The organism is Brucella sp. NBRC 14130 (assembly GCF_040371715.1).
Taxonomy (GTDB): Bacteria; Pseudomonadota; Alphaproteobacteria; order Rhizobiales; family Rhizobiaceae; genus Brucella; species Brucella intermedia.
In genome coordinates this window covers 47,709-65,182 of sequence record NZ_BAABTE010000012.1, presented here as the reverse complement: position 1 = coordinate 65,182, position 17,474 = coordinate 47,709, and the positions used below count along the sequence as shown (strand labels likewise).

Here is a 17,474-nt window from a genome sequence, read left to right as displayed (position 1 = left end):
CAGGCGCTTTTATCTTGCCGTATTCCAGTCGCCGTGCCCCTTCCGGCGCGCGACCCTTCCTTTCCTTTCCGGCACTCCGCTACAGCGCGAAACCGCGCGCTGCCGCTCATGGCGCGCCTCCCGGGGCCGAGCGCGCGACAAACAGCGCGTCGGAAGCGGCCGGCGCGAGCGATCCGAGCGAAGCGGCGGGCGCATCCGAAAGTGCGCCACCGCTGCGTTCGCCGTGCCGTCCGAGCGCCGATTCCGAGCCGCCCTGAGCCGTGACGAAGAGCGGAGCATCGCGCCAGTCGGTGACGCGCGGTGCGCCAGCCAGAGCGCCAGGCGCGAGCGGCTCGCCGCCGAGAAGGGGAACGAGCGCGGCGACGTATTCGCGCGTTTCCCGAGGCAGTTCCCGGACACCCGTGAGATACTCGTCGTAGCGGCCGGGTCCGGCATTGTAGGCCGCGAGCATGCCGCCGATGGTGCGGTAGCGGTCCCACATCGCGCGCAGATAGGCCGTGCCTGCGATTATGTTGTCGCGCGGCCGGAAGGGATCGCCGCCGAGCCGGTGAAGGCCGCGTTGTTCCTCCCAAGTGGCGGGCATGAGTTGCATCAGCCCCATCGCCCCGGCCGGCGAGACGGCGACGGGATCGCCGCTGCTTTCGGCGACGAGAACGGCGACGATCCAGCCAACCGGGATGCCGAAGCGTTGCGCGGCGTCGGCAATATCGGCGGCATATGGACTGGCGATCTCCGACCGTCCGGCCTGCACGGTCTCTGCCAGGGCCGGAGGCGCTGGCGAGAGGCCGAGAGCGAGGCCGGAAAGGAGAAAGAGGAGCGCCGGATGTCGGACGGCGGGAAACCGCCCGACGTTGGAAAGACGTTGAACCGTCACTTGTCGGCCCCTTCGGACCGCTTGGTCCTCTGGTCGTTGGTGTGCAGGCTCCAGGCGGTGTCGTCGTCGCCGTCGCGGAACAGGTTGGCGCGCAGCCAGCCGAACAGCGGGCTGTAGATCTCGACGGAGACGAACTCGCCGGCCTTTTCGCCGACATGCGACCAGCCGGCGCCGATGTCGCGGCCGTCTTCGCCGCCGAGCAGGATGCGGTAGGCGGGCGCGTTCTCGGCCTCCGAAGGTTTGGCCGGGACGAAGGTGAGCGGCGCGTCGATTCCGAGCGCCTCGAAACGCCCGCTGAAGCCGGTTTCGTTGCGGGTGAAACTGCCGAGGTCTGCCATGATTTTGTCTCCTGTCGTTGATGGTTGGCGGGTGTTCACGGCTCCAGGGCCGGATCGGTGAAGCGCCAGCGGAAGCGTCCGTCGCCGTATTCGTCGGTGTAGAGAGGGAGCGCGCGGCCGATGACGGTCGAGGCCGGAAGCGCGCCGAAGTAGCGGCCGTCGAGGCTGTCGGCGGCGTCCCAATTCATCAGGAACAGCTCGCCCTCGCCGACCGCGCTGCAGCCCTGCCATTGCGGCAGGTCGCGGCCGAAGCGGTCGCGCGGCTGCGCGTCGCCATAGGCGTGATCGTAGGCGAGGACGGTCGCGCCACGGCGGCAGACTTCCGTGCCGGGCAGAGCCAGCACACGCTTGATGAGCGGCACGCCGCGCGGCAGGTAGCCGCGCGCGTCGAGGAAGGCGGCGAGGTCGTCGGGCGGCAGCACGGCGAGCAGATCGCCGACCTCGATCGTCGTGACCGGCGCAAGCGAATAGAGGCCGACCGCGACGCTTCCCGATGCGTTCCAGATGAAGCGCGGCGCATGGCCGGTGACGATCGGCGCGGCGGCGAGCGCCGCGCCGGCCAGCATGGCGGTGAGCGTGAAACGGCGCGGGCTCATGGCATGATGCTCCTGCGCGCAAGCCAGGCATTGTGCTGGTCGCCTGAATAAAGGCGCGGCTCCACACCGGCGGTCAGCCGGTTGTGGACGTGCCGCCAATAGGCCGGCGCGGCGTCGGCCGGGTCGATGCCAAGGGCTTCGATCGCGTCTGCGAGCTGAAGCACGCGCTCGACCTTCGGCCAGCCGTGGAGCTTCAGGAGAAGATCGCCGCCGGGGCGGACGAAGGGCAGCGTTTGGCAAGGCTCGCCGCGACCGATGGCGCGCAAGATGTCGATGCGGGAAACCACGGTGCCGTAGTCGTTGGACGCCCAGCGGACGAAGGCGAAGACGCTGTTCGGCGCGAAGCCGACGACGCGGCTGCGCCGGTCGATCGTCCGCTGGTAGATCGGATGGCCGAAGCGGATGCGGTGCTCGATCCGGCCTTCCTCCCATGTGAGATGAACCAGCGTGGTGAAGGGCGGCGCGTCCTTCGGCAGCGCATGGCCGCCCATGCGGCGGTTGTCGAAGCCGGTCATGGCGTGCCCCCATCGGCAGGCGGGAACTCCCGCGCGAGGAGGTCGCGCAGCATGTCGGCGACCGTGACGCCGCGCTGGAAGGCCGCGATCTTGATGCGGCCGCGCAGCGCCGGCGTGATGTCCACGGTCAGCCGCGCCGAATAGGCGTCGGCGCCATCCGTGCGTGGCGGCGGCGCGTCGCCGGCCTTGATCCAGCTATCGGGATCGGCCGGGCGGATGGCGAAGCCGCGCTTCTCCGTGCCGGCCGTCATGACGGGCCTCCGTTATGGAACGGCAGGACGGTGGCGATGCGGTCGCGGGCGCGGTCGGCCATCGTGGGGTCGATCTCGCAGCCGATATAGCGTCGGCCCGAGAGCCGGCAGGCTTCGCCGCCGGAACCCGAGCCGGCGAACCAATCGCCGACCAGGCCGCCTTCCGGGCAGCTCGTGCGGATGAGGATTTCGAGAAGGGCGGATGGCTTCTCGGTCGGGTGGATGGCGCGGCCGTGGCAGTTGCGCAGGTAGATGACCGAGCGCATCAGGCGCGGCCCACCGTCCTGGCTGACATAATGGCCGGCGTCGATCTGGCCGGTATGGGGCGGACGCTGCTTGCGCCGCACCGTCCGGGCCGTCGCATCGGGCGTCGTCTGCGGGTCGTTGTAGATCTCGCGCCAGGGCGTCTCGGCCGGATAGAACTGGACGGCCAGCTCATGCACGCGCTTGAAGCGGTCTGCGTGAAAGCTGGTGCCGTTCTGCTTCTCCCAGACGATCTCCTGGGCGAGCCGCAGACCCGCGTCCGCGAAGCGGTCGGCGGTCGCCATGAAGCTGCGGAGCGAGCCGAAGACCCATATCGAGCCGGTCGGCGCAAGCGCGCCACGCGCGAGCGCCAGCCAGCCTTCGACGCGGCGATCCCAAGCGAGCGATGTGTCGCCGTAAGGGGGATCGGCGAGGATCATGTCGTAGGGGCCGTGCGCCGGCATGCGGTCGCGGCAGTCGCCGGACAATATGATTTCGGGGAGCATCATCATGGCGCGGTCCTCCCGATGCCGAGACGCGTGATCTCGGCCGCCAGCGCCGTGATCTCGCGCGCGGCCGGCGACTGGCGGTCGATGTCCGAGGCGAGCCGTCCGGTCTGCGCTGCGTCGGCGAAGACGATGCGCTGCCCGATGGTGGCGGTAAGCAGGGGCGGATCGTGGTCGGCCAGCGTCTCGGCCGTCTCGCGGGCGATGACGGTGCGCGCGCCGCAGCGATTGAGCACGAAACGGGCGACGAGCTGCGGCCGGTAGATGCGGGCCTCGGCGAGCAGCGCCAGCATCTCGGCGGAGGCCCAGCCGTCGAGCGGCGACGGCTGCACCGGAATCAGGACGAGATCGGCGGCGAGCAGCGCTGAGCGCATGAGGCCGGCGACGCGCGGCGGGCCGTCTATGACGACGTGATCGACGTCGCGCGCGAGTTCGGGTGCCTCGCGATGCAGCGTATCGCGTGCCAGGCCGACGACGCCGAACAGGCGCGGTAGGCCCTCGCGCGAACGCTGCTGCGACCAGTCGAGGGCTGAGCCCTGCGGGTCGGCGTCGACCAAGGAGACGCGGCTCCCGCGCATCGCCAACTCGCCGGCGAGATGTAGGGCGAGCGTCGTCTTTCCGACGCCGCCTTTCTGGTTGAGAAGTGCGACGATCATCAGTGTCCTCCCGGCGGATCGAGAGGAAGACGGGGCGTCTCGGGATCAATCGATGGAGAGGTCCCATCGCGGCGGCTTGCAGCCGTCTGTGGGGGCTCCGCTGGTGCGCATGGCGCGCTCTTCCTGGCGTTGGCGCTGAGGCTTCTGCCGGCGTCGCGGATGAGGTTTTCCACATCGCGCGCGCGCTCTTCAAGGTTAGAGTCTATGTTAGACTCTAAGTTAACGGCGCGATTTCGTGTGGAGTTTCCGTGTCTTATACCCTGTTTGGGTTCCTGATAGCACGAGCCTCGGGTTCCCGATAGCACGATAGTCCGGGTTCCCGATAGCACGAGGCTATCCACAGGTTGTCCACAGGCCGGAGATGGCTCGAATGCGAGCAGCGCGCGCCCGCCGATTTCGGTTTCGAGGAACAGGGTGTAGCCGGGCAGCGGCTGGCGCCGGATGATGTCGCGCAGCTCGTAGGCGAAGCGTTTGAACGGCGACAGGCTGCCCGACTTCTGGTGAAGGTGGTGGAAGTCGAAGCGCCAGCCGGCGCGCTGGCGGCCGCCGTGCTTGCGCACCAGGCGGTAGAGCCAGCGATCGAGACCCCCCGTGAGATCGAAATAGGTCCGGTCGATGGTGAGCACGAGCGCATCGTCGAGGACGGCCTGGTAGAACCAGTCCGGCACGATCAGCTCGATGCCCTCGGGGCGGCCGTTGCGGTCGGTGCGTTCCTGCCACTCGTTGATCCACGAGAAGCGATGACGGCGGCCTTCGGCAGGTTGCCGGATCGAGGTGGAAACGGTGGTCGATTGTAGGCGGTCGAGCGCGGCTTTCAGGCGCTGATAGTCGCGTGAGCTCGTGCCCCGGCCGACATAGGTGAGGATTTCATAGGGCGTGGCGGCCATCAGCCGCGAGGTCCGAAGCCCGGTATCCCGGGCTTCGACGATCTGGCTCGCGGCCCAGATCAGGATGTCCGCGTCCCAGATCGTGGCCATGCCATGATCGGGGACCGCCTCGACCCGGATCGTCACGTTACCAGCGACGAAATCGATCGGGGCGACGCGATGGGTCTTGGAAAGGGAGAAGAAGGGATAGGCCATGAGATCCTGCGCGTCTCGTGGCGCGAAATCGCCGGGGAGCGCCCTGAACAGATCGAGTTGCCCGCGCTCGGAAAGGGATCGACGTCGCACCGCCATGAAGGGAACCGGCTGCTGTCAGCGGGCGTAGCGCCCGACCTGCGGACGAGCCGAGATCGCATGGCGCTTCGCAGGCAGCACGGAGCCGCGAGGATCAGACGTCGACGTCACGGAGCCGCGGGCGGCCCAGGCTTCAAGATCGTCGATCGCATAGACGACCCGGCCGCCGAGCTTGCGATAGGCGGGACCTGTCCCATAGGTGCGATGCTTTTCGAGGGTTCGGGCCGAGAGGCTGAGAAATTCGGCGGCCTCCTTGGTGCGCAGAAAGCGCGGCGGCAAAACGACGGGTTCGTGCGGCATGGAACGGGCCTCCGTGGTGTTGTGACGGCCGCTGCGGATCAGCGGCGGGCAAAGACCACGGTGGCGGAGGAAGCCTGGCGAGTTGCAGGGCGAAGTTGGGGGGTGTCGAATTCGCCCAACACACTGGCGCGGAATCGCGCTAGTGTGGGCGGCGATGACGCAGAAGTTTTCGATAGCCGCCGGCAACCATGGACCGGGCATCGCGCAAGAGCGCCTTGATCGTGTGTCGGGCCGAGGACGCCTGCCACTCGTCGCGGTTGAGCTGGCCGATCTTCAGGATGACCTGTGCGATTTCCTGCTGCGTGGCGCCGGCCCTGTATCCGTCGAACGCTCGTAGCATTCGTTGCAAGCGCACTCGCTGCTGCCTTGTGAGACGCTTGTCAGGGGGGATGGTACGGCCATGCAGGGCAGAGAGGAGCCGGCGAACTGCCTCGATCCGGTCGAAGCCATCGAGATCGAGCGGAACGACAGCGACAGCCAGCGCGCCGCCGCCACTGGCGCAGTCGAAGATCTGGAGATGCTGGCCGTTGCCGAGGGCGACGCGGAAATCCGCGCCGGTGGCGTCCGGCGAAAGGTGGATACGCCGGATCGTCGGAGTTCGGGCAATGCTTTCACCGAACCCCGAAGGGGCCTCGGACAGCACGACAACGCTGGTATCCTCCTGTGGAAGCCAGAGGACAGAAGCGTCAGGAGGTGGGATCAGGGGATCGATCGGGAAATCGCAATCCCCACCGCTGCCGAATTCGCTCGGTCAGCGGTTCGGGGTCTCCACGGCCGGCTGCCGATTCTTCAAAATCGGCGTCGTAGGCGTCATTGCGGCGGAGCCACTCCCAGGCCAGATCGGACGCGGTGAGCAAATCCAGATGCTCATATTCCGCTGAGGAACGCCAGATAGATGCGTCGGGTGTCATCGCGGCCTCCCATGTCAGGGTCGAAAAAGTTGGAGGACGTTCACGATTCCCGCTCGGGTTGAATTGAGGAAGCCGGGTCAAATTCAACGGGTGATGCGTACCGCGCATCACGATGACGGACGTCGCTGGCTCTCACGTACCAGTTCCCGATATCCGCGTTCGGTCATCCAGCGCGCGCGGGCCAAATGAGCGTCATGAACTAGGCGACAGCGTTGGGGATCACGATCCGGATCGAGGTCGAAGAGGATACGCACTACCTCACGCCAGTCAGCACCGTCACGCTCGGCGTCGAGAAGCCGCATATAGAGCTTCATGTGCTCGCGATCGTATTGCGTCAGCGTTTGGCTGCTCGGTGGCGCGTCAAGGAAGGTCTGTGTTGCTTGTCCCATTACTCGCTCACGATCCGGTAACGTGTTTGTTAACCATCTCTTGCGGGAGATAGCCATTCTTTTTGACGAGAGCAGGTCAGCGCGCGGGACGGGACATTACCGTACGGTGTTGCTCCTTTCGTGCAGGAGCAGGACACCTCCTCCTTTGTCCGTCGACAGGAAAACAATCCCACCCGCTTCGAGAGCGCGACGCACCTGATCGCGCGTCGACTCGTACACCTCAAGCCCGTTTTGGGATTCGAGACGTTTAAGTGCGGTCAATGCGACCTTGGCCTTGTCAGCGAGCGTTTCCTGTGTCCACCCTAGCAACGCGCGTGCGGCCCGTGATTGGCGAGAGGTGATCATACATGATCACCTCCCACTCACTGCTACACTCGTTCCAGAACTACGGCTTCTCTATTCGGGCCAATCGGATAGCGAGGCTTCCCGCGCGCTCCGCTGGCTCATTTACATACTATAGTTGATAAACTCAAAGTATGTAAATCACGATCCTCCTGCGCATGGATATGCGCAAATTGGTCGGCCGGAACTTCGCCCGCCTGCGTCGGGAGAAAGGCCTGACCCAGGAAGAGGTCGAAGCGCGCTCCGGTTTCAGTCAACAGTATCTCAGCAGCCTTGAACGCGGCCGGAGGAACCCGACCGTGATCACGCTTTATGAATTGGCTCAGGCCCTCGGCGTCAGCCACATGGAATTGGTCCGGCCCGACGATCAGCTTTGAGCCGTATTCCCGCGAGGATCATGCTTCTCTTCGTGGTCGGCACGAGGCCGCCACAGGATGGGATCAGAAGAGCCGGCGGAGCAATCTATAATGCGGCTTCGCGTTGGACATGCCGACGCTGCCAAGTCGTATTTGCGAACTCACCGTCCCTCGTCCCCTCGCAGGGAGACGCCTCAGTCAGACTTGCGCCTGACCGAACCTATGTCAGAGGAGCGGCGGCCTCTGGCCGCTTACCCCAGTCGAACTCAGTTCCATCCACCCACATGCGATGCAGAATGACACCGATGCGGCGAGCGAGGGCGACGATCGCCTTCTTGTGGCCTCGACGTCGCGAGACCTGAGCAGCCCAAGCCTTTAGGGTGGACCAGCGTTTTACGCGAGTCAGTAGCACCTGTGCTGCCTCGTAGAGCGCGCTGCGCGTCATGGCGTCACCCCATCTCGAAATGCGGCCGGTGCGATCCACTTCGCCGGATTGGTGCTTGCGCGGCGTCAGACTGCAAATTCCGAGGCAATCCGCCCCCTGATTCCGAAATGATCTCGCCCCCCAGTTCCGAGAATTAGTCGCCCCCTTGTTCCGAGATGATGCCGCCCCTTCGGACGGGGTGTGGCGTGGGTGTTCTGCCGGTGTGAAGTTCCTTCCGTCGATGGTGATGGGGAAGGAACGGGATGCCTGCGGAGAGACTGGAGATGCGGCGTGTCCGCGAGATACTGAGATATCGGGCCGAGCAAGGACTGGGCCACAAATCGATCGCGGTCCGGGTCGGCGCCGCGCCGTCGACGGTGCGCGAGACGCTGCGGCGGGCGACGGCTGCAGGGCTTTCGTGGCCGTTGGACGACGACATGAGCGATGCCGTTTTGGAAGCGGCGCTCTACAAGGCGGCCGGGACGAAGACGGGTCATCGCCGGGCCCCCGAGCCGGACTGGGCTGAGGTGCATCGCGAGCTCAAGCGCAAGCATGTGACGCTGCAAATTCTCTGGGACGAATATATCGGCCGTTATCCGGATGGCTATCGCTACAGCCGGTATTGTGACCTTTACCGCGGCTGGGCGATGAAGCTGCCTGTGACGATGCGGCAGGAGCATGCGAGCGGCGACAAGCTGTTCGTCGATTATGCCGGCGACACGGTAACGGTCGTTGTCGACCGGCTGTCGGGCAAGACGCGGCAGGCACACCTGTTCGTAGCGGTCCTGGGAGCGTCCAGCCTTTCGTTCGCGCAGGCGCGCTGGACCGAGACGCTTTCGGACTGGATCGAATGCCATGTTCAGGCGCTGGAGTTCTTCGGCGGTTCACCGGCACTTCTTGTGCCCGACAATGCCAAGGTGGCGATCATCAAGGCGTGCCACTTCGATCCCCAGGTCAACAGGACCTATTGCGCCATGGCGGCGCACTATGGGAGCGCCGTTCTTCCGACACGGCCGCGGCGGCCGCGCGACAAGGCGAAAGTGGAGGCCGCGGTTCGTATCGTCGAGCGCTGGCTGTTGGGACGGCTGCGCCATCGCGTCTTTTACAGTCTCGCCGAGGTCAATGCGGCGATCATGGAATTGCTCCGTGACCTCAACGACATCAGGGTCTTGCGTCGGGTCAATTGCACGCGGCGTCAATTGTTCGAGGAACTCGATCGTCCGGTTCTGCGGCCCTTGCCTGTCGAGCGCTATGTCTTCGCCGAATGGCGTATCCGGCGTGCCGGGCTGGATTACCACGTCGAGATCGAACGGCATTATTACTCCGTTCCCTATCGCTTTGCCCGCGAGCAAGTAGAGGCGCGTATCACCGCCAATACGATCGAGATATTCCATAAGGGCGAGCGGATCGCCGCGCACCGCCGCTCGAGTGGCAACGGCAAGCACACGACCATCCCCGATCATATGCCCTCGGCGCATCGTCGTTTTGCCGACTGGACGATCGAACGCATTCGACGCGAAGCCTCCGCCATGGGGCCGGATGTCGACCTCTTGTGCGAGCGCATCCTTGCCGACCGGCCGCATCCCGAGCAGGGCTTTCGCGCCTGCCTCGGGATTGTCCGCCTCGGCAGGAGCTTTGGCCGCGACAGGGTCAATGCCGCTTGCGCCCGAGCGCTGGAGATCGGGGCCCGGACCTATGGTTCGGTGCGCTCCATCCTCGACAACCACCTCGACCGGACGGCGAGTTCGAATGGAGCCGCCTCGCACGAACCGATCCACCACGAGAACATCCGCGGACCTCGCTATTACCACTAAGGAGAACGAAGAATGCTTGCTCATCCAACACTTGATCGACTGAACGCCATGGGCCTGGCCGGCATGGCCAAAGCCTTCGGCGAACTCGTCGCCAACGGCGAGGCCGAACATCTCTCGCATGCCGAATGGCTCGGATTGCTGCTCGAGCGGGAATGGAGTTCCCGTTACGACCGCAAACTTGCGGCGCGTCTCAGGTTCGCCAAGCTTCGTCATCAGGCGACCCCGGAAGATGTCGATTATCGCGCCGAACGCGGCCTCGACCGTGCGCTCTTCATGAAGCTGCTCGGGGGCGACTGGATCGGTGCTCACGACAATCTGGCCATATGCGGCCCCTCAGGCGTCGGGAAGAGCTGGTTGGCATGTGCCCTTGGCCATAAGGCTTGCCGTGACGACCGTTCCGTTCTCTATCAGCGTGTCCCTCGGCTCTTTGCACAGCTCGCGCTCGCCCGCGGTGACGGCAGATACGCCAGGCTGCAACGCACCCTGGGCCATGTTCAGGTCCTGATTCTGGACGACTGGGGTCTCGAGCCGCTCAACGAACAGGCCCGTCACGATCTTTTGGAAATCCTTGAGGACCGCTACGGCCGCCGATCGACGATCATTACCAGCCAGCTCCCCGTATCCGCCTGGCACGGTGTCATCGGTGACCCCACCTATGCCGACGCCATCCTGGACCGTCTCGTCCACAATGCCCATCGCATCGAACTCAGCGGAGAAAGCCTACGACGAAATCTGCCGCGCAAAGCTTGACACATTACTCGAACGAACTGACAACAATTACTGCCTGCAGACCCCGATGAAACAGGGGGCGAGATCATCCCGGAATCCGGGGGCGCAATCATCTCGGAACAATGGGGCGGCTTCATCGGAATCGGCAGTCAGACCAAAATGGGCACCAACGGTTCGCGACCGAGTGAAGCGAGATGGGACATCGACCGTTGCCCGGAAGATGAGCGCTACGAGCGGGCCGACCCCCGGCACCGTCATAAACCGGCGCGAAACAGTGTCGTCCCGCGCGAGACGGACAAGCAAATCGTCCAACCGACCGAACTGCTCCCGCAGCGATCGCCGCGCCAACAGGAGCGTATCAGCGACTATGTGTAGGTCGCTTCCTGCGATCAGTTCCCGTACTCGCGGCTCGAAATCGCGCGCCGTGACTTTGCCGAGGTGATATCCGAAGTTTCGGATGAGACCACGGATTTCATTTTCAACATCCTGGAGCTTGTTTCGCAGGAGTTGGCGGGCCGTCAGGACGGTCCGAAGGCGCTGGCTTGTCGGCGTCTTGACGTGGACGGGTTTGAAGAGGCCGACGCGCATCATCTGCGCGATTCCGCGCGCATCATGCCGGTCGGTCTTGTTGAGTTGCGCGGAGAGAGCCGCCTTCATGTGCCGGGTCTCTACACACACGATGGGAATGCCGGCTTCGGCTAAATGCCCATAAATGTGCTGAGACAGCATCCCTGCTTCGAGACCGACGCGGACGACTGGAAGCGGGAGCGACAGGATATGCTGCGCAATCTCTTCCGGATTGGATGAAAGCTTTCGTTCATGCGCTACCTGCCCATCGGCGTTGACAACGCAGAGATTGATTGTTCGGGCGGAAACATCCAGCCCAATATAATAGCTTTGAGACATGCCGAACTCCTCCGAATCAAGAGTCGACACGTCTCATAACCAATCTACAGACCATTTTGTAAACTACGACTATTTCAGTCGTTCTCGGGACTAGACTGGCCCTTGGGCCGCGACGAGCCATCACCTATTGCATCGTGCGCCTCCTTCAGGATATTCCAGCCACCCTTGAGCACGATGCCGCCAACCAGCAACCCGATGATTAGGTCAGGCAGCGGGGACGCGAAGAACATGACCGCGGCACCCGACGCGACAATGCCGGCGTTCGCCAGCATATCGTTCGTCGTAAAGATCCAGGACGCTTTGAGATGCACACCTCGATCCCGATGCGACCGCAGCAGTTTTAAGCAAACTACATTCAGCGCGGCATTGGCGAGAGCCGTGACGATCATGGCGAGGCCAATTGGCTCGGCACCCACGAAGAAACGGCGAAGCACCTCCACGAACAATGCAAGTCCAAAGGCGATCAGAAGCAAACCCGAAAGACGCGCCACTCGCACCTTTGCCACGATCGTCCGGCCGACGGCATAAAGGCTGACGGCATAAACGCCGGCATCTCCCAAATTATCCAGGGCGGCACCCAAGAGACCTGTCGAGTCTGCGATAACGCCGACGACACCGGCCACGATCACCTGCAAGAAGTTTATGGCGAGAACCCAGATAAGAGTCCTGCGTTCGGCGGCATTGCTCGCGTCAAGCTCGATTTCACCTTCTTCTTGTTGTTTTTCACTCATACACGTTTCCGATATTTTGCATCTCAAGTGAAATAGCCCAAAGCAACCGCCCAGATGAGTACGATACCGAGAACACCTCGGTAAATAACAAACGGCCAGGCGGAAAAACGCTCGAGAACGCGCATCAGCCCCCAAATCGCACAGAACGCGGAAATAGAAGCCACGACGAGCCCGACAAGAAGTAGTGACCAGCCGTCGGCGGAAAGCTGCACTTTGTGGAGTTCCCAGAGCTCCTTGAAGCCAGCCAGGGCGATTGCCGGCAGGCCAAGAAGGAATGAGAACCGCGCCGCCTCCTCTCGCTTCAGGCCGAGGGCGAGCGCCGCAGTCAAAGTCGAGCCTGAACGCGAAACGCCAGGAATCAGCGCTCCGATTTGAGCAATTCCCACGATCATTGCATCGATGGCCGATGTGTTCTCAAGCGTTCGTCGGTGCCGGGCAAAAATCTCCGCGAGCGCCAGGAGGACAGCCATGACGATGCACGCCCAGCCGATGACTTCGAGAGTACGAAGCGGCGAGCCGCACGCGTTCAACGCTCCAGACAAGGAAAGGCCGGCAATACCGATCGGGATCGTGGCAAGGAGAATTCCGACCGAGAAGCGGAAGTGTCGATCTCGGAAATCCCGATTTGCGACGGCACGCAGCGAATTGGTGGCTAGTTGGCTCACGTCGCTCCAGAAATAACTGACGACTGCAGTAAGCGCTGCAAGCTGCATGGCGGCTGAAAAGGCTGAGCCAGGATCCTGCCAACCGAGCAGCGCAGGCACGATCCGCATATGGGCGGTCGAAGAGATCGGTAGCAACTCGGTGATGCCTTGGACAAGTCCGAGCAGGGCGACCTTGCCATAGCCTAGCGCCACGAATCCGGTGTCGACGCCTTGAGTACACGCTCCCGTCATTCTGGCTCCCGGTTGTTGCGCGGCGCGGGCGCGCCCCGATGAATCACGCGCCAAAGTTCGGCGGGGGTTCTGAAGCCGACTGACGAGTCGCAGCAATTCGCGGCAGCCAGCGAGTCCCTCAACCGATCGCTCCCAGCATCGGAAACGTCATCAGCATCCAAATGGCGATCTCCTGCAACCTCCCGGTCATCATCAAAACGCCGACGCCGATCATGACCGCACCACCGCCGATGTTCAGCGCGGCACCGACGCGGCGCATGCGCTTCAATGCGGCTGCCGCGTTTCCCATGAAGAGGGCCGTGAGGAGAAACGGCACACCGAGGCCGAGGCCGTAAGTTCCGAGAAGAATCGCGCCGTTGCCTGATGACGTCGCGGTTACCGTGAGGATGGAGCCCAATACCGGGCCAATGCAGGGCGTCCAGCCGAAGGCAAAGGCGACACCCAGCAGGAAGGCGCCGACCGGTCCATTGACCTGGCGCGGTCCGTTCCATCGGCGGTCGGTCATGAGTATCGGGAGGCGAAGGAGCCCCGTCATCGCCAAACCGAAGACAATGACCAGAGCTCCGCCGATCAGGTTGGTTTCCATCTGGAAGCGTTGGAGAAGGCCGCCGAGGGCCATCGCGCTGACTCCAAGCAGCACGAATATGGTCGTGAACCCGAGCACGAACAGCAGCGCAGGGCGGAAGATGTGAAGCCGGGATACCGCATCACTGCTGCCGGTCGTGCCGGCGCCACCAGCGACATAGGACAGGTAGCCCGGCACGAGCGGCAGGACGCAGGGTGAAAGGAAGGAGATAGCGCCGGCAGCGGCCGCTGTCGCCAGCCCGAGCAACGATATTTCCAGCGCCGCCATGCTCAGCGCTTCCCGTTGCTAAGCGGCTCCTGCGTGCGAAGCACCGGTTGGGTCGAAAAAAGCGATCCAGCCAGGAGCAGCGCGACGCCAATGCTGATTGCAACATCCGCCATGTTGAAGGTCGGCCAATGCCAGTTGCCTATGTGAAAATCGAGAAAGTCTGTCACCGCGCCTTGATGCACGCGGTCAACGATGTTGCCGGCGGCGCCGCCGGCGATCAAACCGAGAGCCGTTGCTTCAATGGTCCTGCGGGTCCGCATTGCCCAAACGAGAAGACCGACCGTGATCGCCACTTTGATCCCGGCCAACAGCAACGGATGCTCGAGGAAGACATCTTGGAACATCCCGAAGCTGACTCCGGTGTTGAAGCCGAGCGTCAGGTTGAAAAAGGGCACAACCTCGATCACGCGTGGCGGGACCATGACGGCATTTATGATCAACCACTTCGTAGCAACGTCGAAAAGAAGCGCGGCCACAAATGCGCCGCCAACCCATATCGCGATATTTCTAGCGGAGCGTTCGGCCACGATGATTCCTTGTGTTCTTCGGGTTCTGATCGGCATTTCTGTCGTCAGCGGCCGCCCCAATACAGGGCGGCCGCTATTGGCTCAATGCGCAGTTGCAGGGCGAGCCACAGTGGAATGCTGGCGCTCCTGTGCTCGAACCTTTGCGCCGCCGACTGGGCCACCATCTCTCTGGCGCTGTTCCCGATTGAGGAGCCGCAAACCGTTGAGAACGACCAGCAGGGAGGCCCCAACATCGGCGGCGATCGCGCCCCAAAGGGATGCGAGACCGATCACCGTCAGCACTGTGAACAACAGCTTCACGGCGATCGAGAAGGCGATATTCTGCCGAATGACGGCGAGCGTGGCTCGTGAATGGCGCACGAGCCAGGGAAGTCTGGAGAGGTCGTCCGACATCAGGGCGACGTCTGCCGTTTCGATGGCTGCGTCGCTCCCCATTGCGCCCATGGCAATGCCGAGATTGGCGCGGCCCATGGCAGGGGCGTCATTGACCCCGTCACCCACCATGGCGACGACGCCATAGCGCCGAACCAGGTCCTCGACGGCCGTGACCTTGTCGCCGGGCAGAAGTTCCGCGCGAACTTCATCAATGCCGGTCTGCTTGGCAATCGCCTCGGCGGTGGCCCGATTGTCGCCTGTCAGCATCACCACTTTTTCCACGCCCGCCCGATGCAGCGCGGTGACGATATCCTTGGCTTCAGCCCTCACAGCATCGGCAACAGCGATCAGTCCCCAGACTTCCTGGCCGTCGCCAACGGCGACAATGGTCCGGCCAGCGCCGGAAAGTGTGTCGGCGCGTTCCAGGATGGCCGGTGAGCCGACCGCGCGTTCATCGAGGTAGCGGCGTGACCCAAGCCAGACTTCGCGACCGGAGACGCGGCCGGTCATGCCGCGACCCGTGATGGCCTGGACGGCCTCGGCCGGTTGTGCGGCAATGCCGTTTTCTGTTGCCCTCGCCAAAATAGCGCGGGCGATGGGGTGCTCGCTGCGCGCCTCGAGGGCTGCTGCTAACCGAAGAAGGTCATCCTCGTTTCGGCTGCCGAGCGCCAAGATCTCCACGACCTGAGGACGTCCTTCGGTGAGCGTCCCCGTCTTGTCCATGGCGATTGCTTTCAAGCGCGCCGGCGTCTCGAGATGGACGCCGCCTTTCACCAACACGCCCTGCTTCGCAGCTCCCGCAAGGGCAGCCACAATGGTCACGGGCGTCGAGATGACAAGGGCACAGGGGCAGGCGATCACGAGCAATACGAGGGCGCGATAGAACCAAACCTCCCAGCCACCACCGAGCAACAGCGGCGGCACCAAAAAAACGGCTATCGCGAGCGCCATAACGACGGGCGTATAGACGCGTGCAAATTTCTCGACCCACTGCTCGCTGGGAGCCCGCCGGCCCTGCGCGGAGCCGACCATGCGGATGATCTGCGCGAGCGTGGTATCGCTTGACGCCTTGGTGGTCACGACGTCCAGCGCGCCTTCGCCGTTGATGGTGCCTGCAAAAACGTCGTCTCCTTCCGATTTGAAGACCGGGACGCTTTCGCCGGTGATCGGTGCCTGGTTGACCTCACTCTCTCCGGCGGCCACACGGCCGTCGAGCGGTACTTTATCGCCAGGTCGAATAATGATGTGCGAACCGACACGGACTTCGGCTGCCGGCACGTCTCTCTCCGTGCCGTCTTCAAGCATGATGCGCGCGGTCGGCGGCGCGAGCTCCATCAGGGCCGCCACGGCCCGCCGCGCTCGGCCGAGGCTCCAGGCCTCGAGAGCAAGGGCGAGCGCGAAGAAGAACGAAACCGTTGCGGCTTCGAACCAAGCGCCAATTCCGATCGCACCCACGACGGCGATCACCATCAGGAGGTTCATGTCGGGACGCAGGCGCCTGGCCGCGAGCCAAGCCTTCGGGGCCACGTAACGCACAGCACAAAGCGCGGCGAGCGTATAGAGAATGACGCTTAGCAGCGGCGTTGCACCTGCACCATGTTCGCCTGCCTCGAAGGTCGCGATGATTCCACCTCCGACCCAGGCGTGAACCGCAAATCCGATCGCGACGAACAGGCCGCTCGCAGCAGTCAGCCATGATTGAATGCGTCTGCGCCGCTCTTCTGCCCGTGCCCCTTCGCTGGTGGCGCCCTCGGTCCAGGGCTCCGCCTGCAGGCCGGCGCGTACAACGGCCTTCTCGATCTTGGCCTCCAAGGCGGCGTCAGGCGCCATGTCGATCGACATGCGGCCGTTAAGAAGGTCGAAAGCGAGCTTGTCCTCACCAACGAGCGGGCCGACTTCGCGCTTCAGGGCGGCGATCTCGTCGGCACAATCCATGCCATGGATTCGATAGACAACGCCGCCAGGCAGATTGATCGGCGGCGGGCTGAGGGCTTCCTTCACGTTGGTCGCGCAACCGCACGCGGATCCTGCGGCATCGCAGGTTGCCTGCTCAGCAACCGCCGGCGCTGTCCACAGCTCAGCCCGCATCCCGGTTCGCGCGACCGCCTGTTCGATCTCTTGGAGGGTTGTCCCGCTCTGAGGTGCAATGGTCATCGCACCCTGCGAAGTGTCGAAGGCGAGCTTATCCTCGCCAACGAGCGGTCCCAGTTCCCTGGTCAGAGCAGCCACCTCATTCTTGCAGTCGAGGCCGCGCACACGCAGGAGCATGGTTTCGGCCGAACCATCCTGGATGAGAGAGCCTGACATCCCGGTTCTTGAGATGCCGCTCACGAGTTCGTCGATCGAGGCACGGTGCTGAGGCGCGACCGTCATCAACCCCTTTGCTGTGTCGAAGGCGAGCCAGTCCTCACCGCCAACCAGAGGGCCGATTTCGCGCTTGAGCATCGCGACCTCGTTTTTGCAATCGAGGCCCTCGACCTTGAACAGCCACGCCGACGCGGAGGACTTATCCGGCTCAGCCAGCAATTGTGCCCTCATTCCAGTGGTAGCGACCGCCTGCTCAATGGTATCGAGTGCCGGAGCGGTCAGGCCCGCGACCTCCATGACACCGCCCTTGGTGTCGAACGACAACTTGTCCTCGCCACCGACGACGGGACCGACCGCGGCACGAAGCATCCGAACTTCGTTCTGACAATCCAAGCCCTCAACCTTGAAGCGTAACGTGCCTAAGGTGCTTCTAGCCTCGGCTTCAATAGTCATTGCG

The 17,474-nt window shown here is 63.7% G+C and carries 22 protein-coding genes and 1 pseudogene; 3 read left to right on the top strand and 20 right to left on the bottom strand.

From position 1 onward, the window contains the following. Positions 1–106: 106 nt before the first annotated feature. The 13 genes from ABWW28_RS20935 to ABWW28_RS20875 form a co-directional block, all read right to left on the bottom strand. Positions 107–874: a lytic transglycosylase domain-containing protein gene (locus ABWW28_RS20935; protein ID WP_353391955.1), complete on the bottom strand. Its 768-nt coding sequence runs from the start codon at positions 872–874 to the stop codon at positions 107–109. Continuing rightward, entirely contained in the window at positions 871–1,212 is a 342-nt protein-coding gene (locus ABWW28_RS20930; RefSeq protein ID WP_353391953.1) for a DUF736 domain-containing protein, read from the bottom strand. The genes ABWW28_RS20935 and ABWW28_RS20930 overlap by 4 nt, the downstream gene beginning before the upstream one ends. A 35-nt stretch (positions 1,213–1,247) precedes the next feature. After that, positions 1,248–1,808 carry a S26 family signal peptidase gene (locus ABWW28_RS20925; protein WP_353391951.1) on the bottom strand — a complete coding sequence of 187 codons (561 nt, stop codon included), beginning with the start codon at positions 1,806–1,808 and terminating at the stop codon, positions 1,248–1,250. After that, on the bottom strand, positions 1,805–2,323 hold the full coding sequence (locus ABWW28_RS20920) for a DUF2840 domain-containing protein (RefSeq protein WP_353391949.1): 519 nt from the start codon (positions 2,321–2,323) through the stop codon (positions 1,805–1,807). The genes ABWW28_RS20925 and ABWW28_RS20920 overlap by 4 nt, the downstream gene beginning before the upstream one ends. Then, positions 2,320–2,574, bottom strand: a complete 255-nt coding sequence (locus ABWW28_RS20915; RefSeq protein ID WP_353391947.1) for a hypothetical protein — start codon at positions 2,572–2,574, stop codon at positions 2,320–2,322. Before ABWW28_RS20915 ends, ABWW28_RS20920 begins: the two co-directional genes overlap by 4 nt. After that, positions 2,571–3,329, bottom strand: a complete 759-nt coding sequence (locus ABWW28_RS20910; protein WP_353391946.1) for a DNA-methyltransferase — start codon at positions 3,327–3,329, stop codon at positions 2,571–2,573. The genes ABWW28_RS20915 and ABWW28_RS20910 overlap by 4 nt, the downstream gene beginning before the upstream one ends. Further along, complete coding sequence (gene parA, locus ABWW28_RS20905; protein ID WP_353391944.1) at positions 3,326–3,979, bottom strand: ParA family partition ATPase; 654 nt, start codon at positions 3,977–3,979, stop codon at positions 3,326–3,328. Before parA ends, ABWW28_RS20910 begins: the two co-directional genes overlap by 4 nt. Continuing rightward, entirely contained in the window at positions 3,979–5,157 is a 1,179-nt protein-coding gene (locus tag ABWW28_RS20900; RefSeq protein WP_353391942.1) for a replication initiator protein A, read from the bottom strand. The genes parA and ABWW28_RS20900 overlap by 1 nt, the downstream gene beginning before the upstream one ends. 18 nt (positions 5,158–5,175) lie before the next feature. Continuing rightward, entirely contained in the window at positions 5,176–5,457 is a 282-nt protein-coding gene (locus ABWW28_RS20895) for a helix-turn-helix transcriptional regulator (protein WP_097136847.1), read from the bottom strand. A gap of 139 nt (positions 5,458–5,596) precedes the next feature. Continuing rightward, positions 5,597–6,100: a DUF2285 domain-containing protein gene (locus ABWW28_RS20890; RefSeq protein ID WP_353391940.1), complete on the bottom strand. Its 504-nt coding sequence runs from the start codon at positions 6,098–6,100 to the stop codon at positions 5,597–5,599. Between the two features lie 43 nt (positions 6,101–6,143). Beyond that, a complete protein-coding gene (locus ABWW28_RS20885) occupies positions 6,144–6,368 on the bottom strand; it encodes a transcriptional regulator domain-containing protein (protein WP_123195420.1) in 225 nt (74 codons plus the stop codon). A gap of 107 nt (positions 6,369–6,475) precedes the next feature. Beyond that, a complete protein-coding gene (locus ABWW28_RS20880) occupies positions 6,476–6,757 on the bottom strand; it encodes a DNA -binding domain-containing protein (RefSeq protein WP_151683137.1) in 282 nt (93 codons plus the stop codon). Between the two features lie 96 nt (positions 6,758–6,853). Further along, positions 6,854–7,102, bottom strand: coding sequence for a helix-turn-helix domain-containing protein (locus tag ABWW28_RS20875; RefSeq protein WP_353391938.1), 249 nt, complete (start codon positions 7,100–7,102; stop codon positions 6,854–6,856). A gap of 155 nt (positions 7,103–7,257) precedes the next feature. Here ABWW28_RS20875 and ABWW28_RS20870 point away from each other — a divergent pair, with 155 nt between their 5' ends. Further along, complete coding sequence (locus tag ABWW28_RS20870) at positions 7,258–7,476, top strand: helix-turn-helix domain-containing protein (protein WP_024343470.1); 219 nt, start codon at positions 7,258–7,260, stop codon at positions 7,474–7,476. A 199-nt stretch (positions 7,477–7,675) separates the two neighbouring features. Here the strand turns inward: ABWW28_RS20870 and ABWW28_RS20865 are convergent. Next, positions 7,676–7,969, bottom strand: a pseudogene (locus ABWW28_RS20865) (transposase); the annotation flags it as partial. Between the two features lie 194 nt (positions 7,970–8,163). On the opposite strand from ABWW28_RS20865, the gene istA reads away from it, so the two are divergent. Together istA and istB are read left to right on the top strand one after the other, a co-directional pair. Further along, positions 8,164–9,693, top strand: a complete 1,530-nt coding sequence (gene istA, locus ABWW28_RS20860; RefSeq protein ID WP_130520943.1) for an IS21 family transposase — start codon at positions 8,164–8,166, stop codon at positions 9,691–9,693. 12 nt (positions 9,694–9,705) lie between these two features. After that, on the top strand, positions 9,706–10,443 hold the full coding sequence (gene istB / locus ABWW28_RS20855; protein WP_069456397.1) for an IS21-like element helper ATPase IstB: 738 nt from the start codon (positions 9,706–9,708) through the stop codon (positions 10,441–10,443). A gap of 27 nt (positions 10,444–10,470) precedes the next feature. Here the strand turns inward: istB and ABWW28_RS20850 are convergent, their stop codons facing one another. The 6 genes from ABWW28_RS20850 to ABWW28_RS20825 form a co-directional block, all read right to left on the bottom strand. Next, positions 10,471–11,328, bottom strand: a complete 858-nt coding sequence (locus tag ABWW28_RS20850) for an IS110 family RNA-guided transposase (protein ID WP_353391935.1) — start codon at positions 11,326–11,328, stop codon at positions 10,471–10,473. Between the two features lie 74 nt (positions 11,329–11,402). Next, positions 11,403–12,059 carry a cation efflux transmembrane domain-containing protein gene (locus tag ABWW28_RS20845; RefSeq protein ID WP_024343495.1) on the bottom strand — a complete coding sequence of 219 codons (657 nt, stop codon included), beginning with the start codon at positions 12,057–12,059 and terminating at the stop codon, positions 11,403–11,405. 23 nt (positions 12,060–12,082) lie between these two features. Further along, on the bottom strand, positions 12,083–12,955 hold the full coding sequence (gene uppP, locus ABWW28_RS20840; RefSeq protein WP_353392035.1) for an undecaprenyl-diphosphatase UppP: 873 nt from the start codon (positions 12,953–12,955) through the stop codon (positions 12,083–12,085). Positions 12,956–13,073: 118 nt separating this feature from the next. Further along, positions 13,074–13,808: a cytochrome c biogenesis CcdA family protein gene (locus tag ABWW28_RS20835; protein WP_024343497.1), complete on the bottom strand. Its 735-nt coding sequence runs from the start codon at positions 13,806–13,808 to the stop codon at positions 13,074–13,076. A 2-nt stretch (positions 13,809–13,810) separates the two neighbouring features. Further along, the gene (lspA, locus tag ABWW28_RS20830) at positions 13,811–14,335 is read right to left on the bottom strand and encodes a signal peptidase II (protein ID WP_353391932.1); all 525 of its coding nucleotides are present in this window, start codon (positions 14,333–14,335) and stop codon (positions 13,811–13,813) included. 81 nt (positions 14,336–14,416) lie between these two features. Next, positions 14,417–17,470 carry a heavy metal translocating P-type ATPase gene (locus ABWW28_RS20825; RefSeq protein WP_353391930.1) on the bottom strand — a complete coding sequence of 1,018 codons (3,054 nt, stop codon included), beginning with the start codon at positions 17,468–17,470 and terminating at the stop codon, positions 14,417–14,419. Positions 17,471–17,474: the final 4 nt, after the last annotated feature.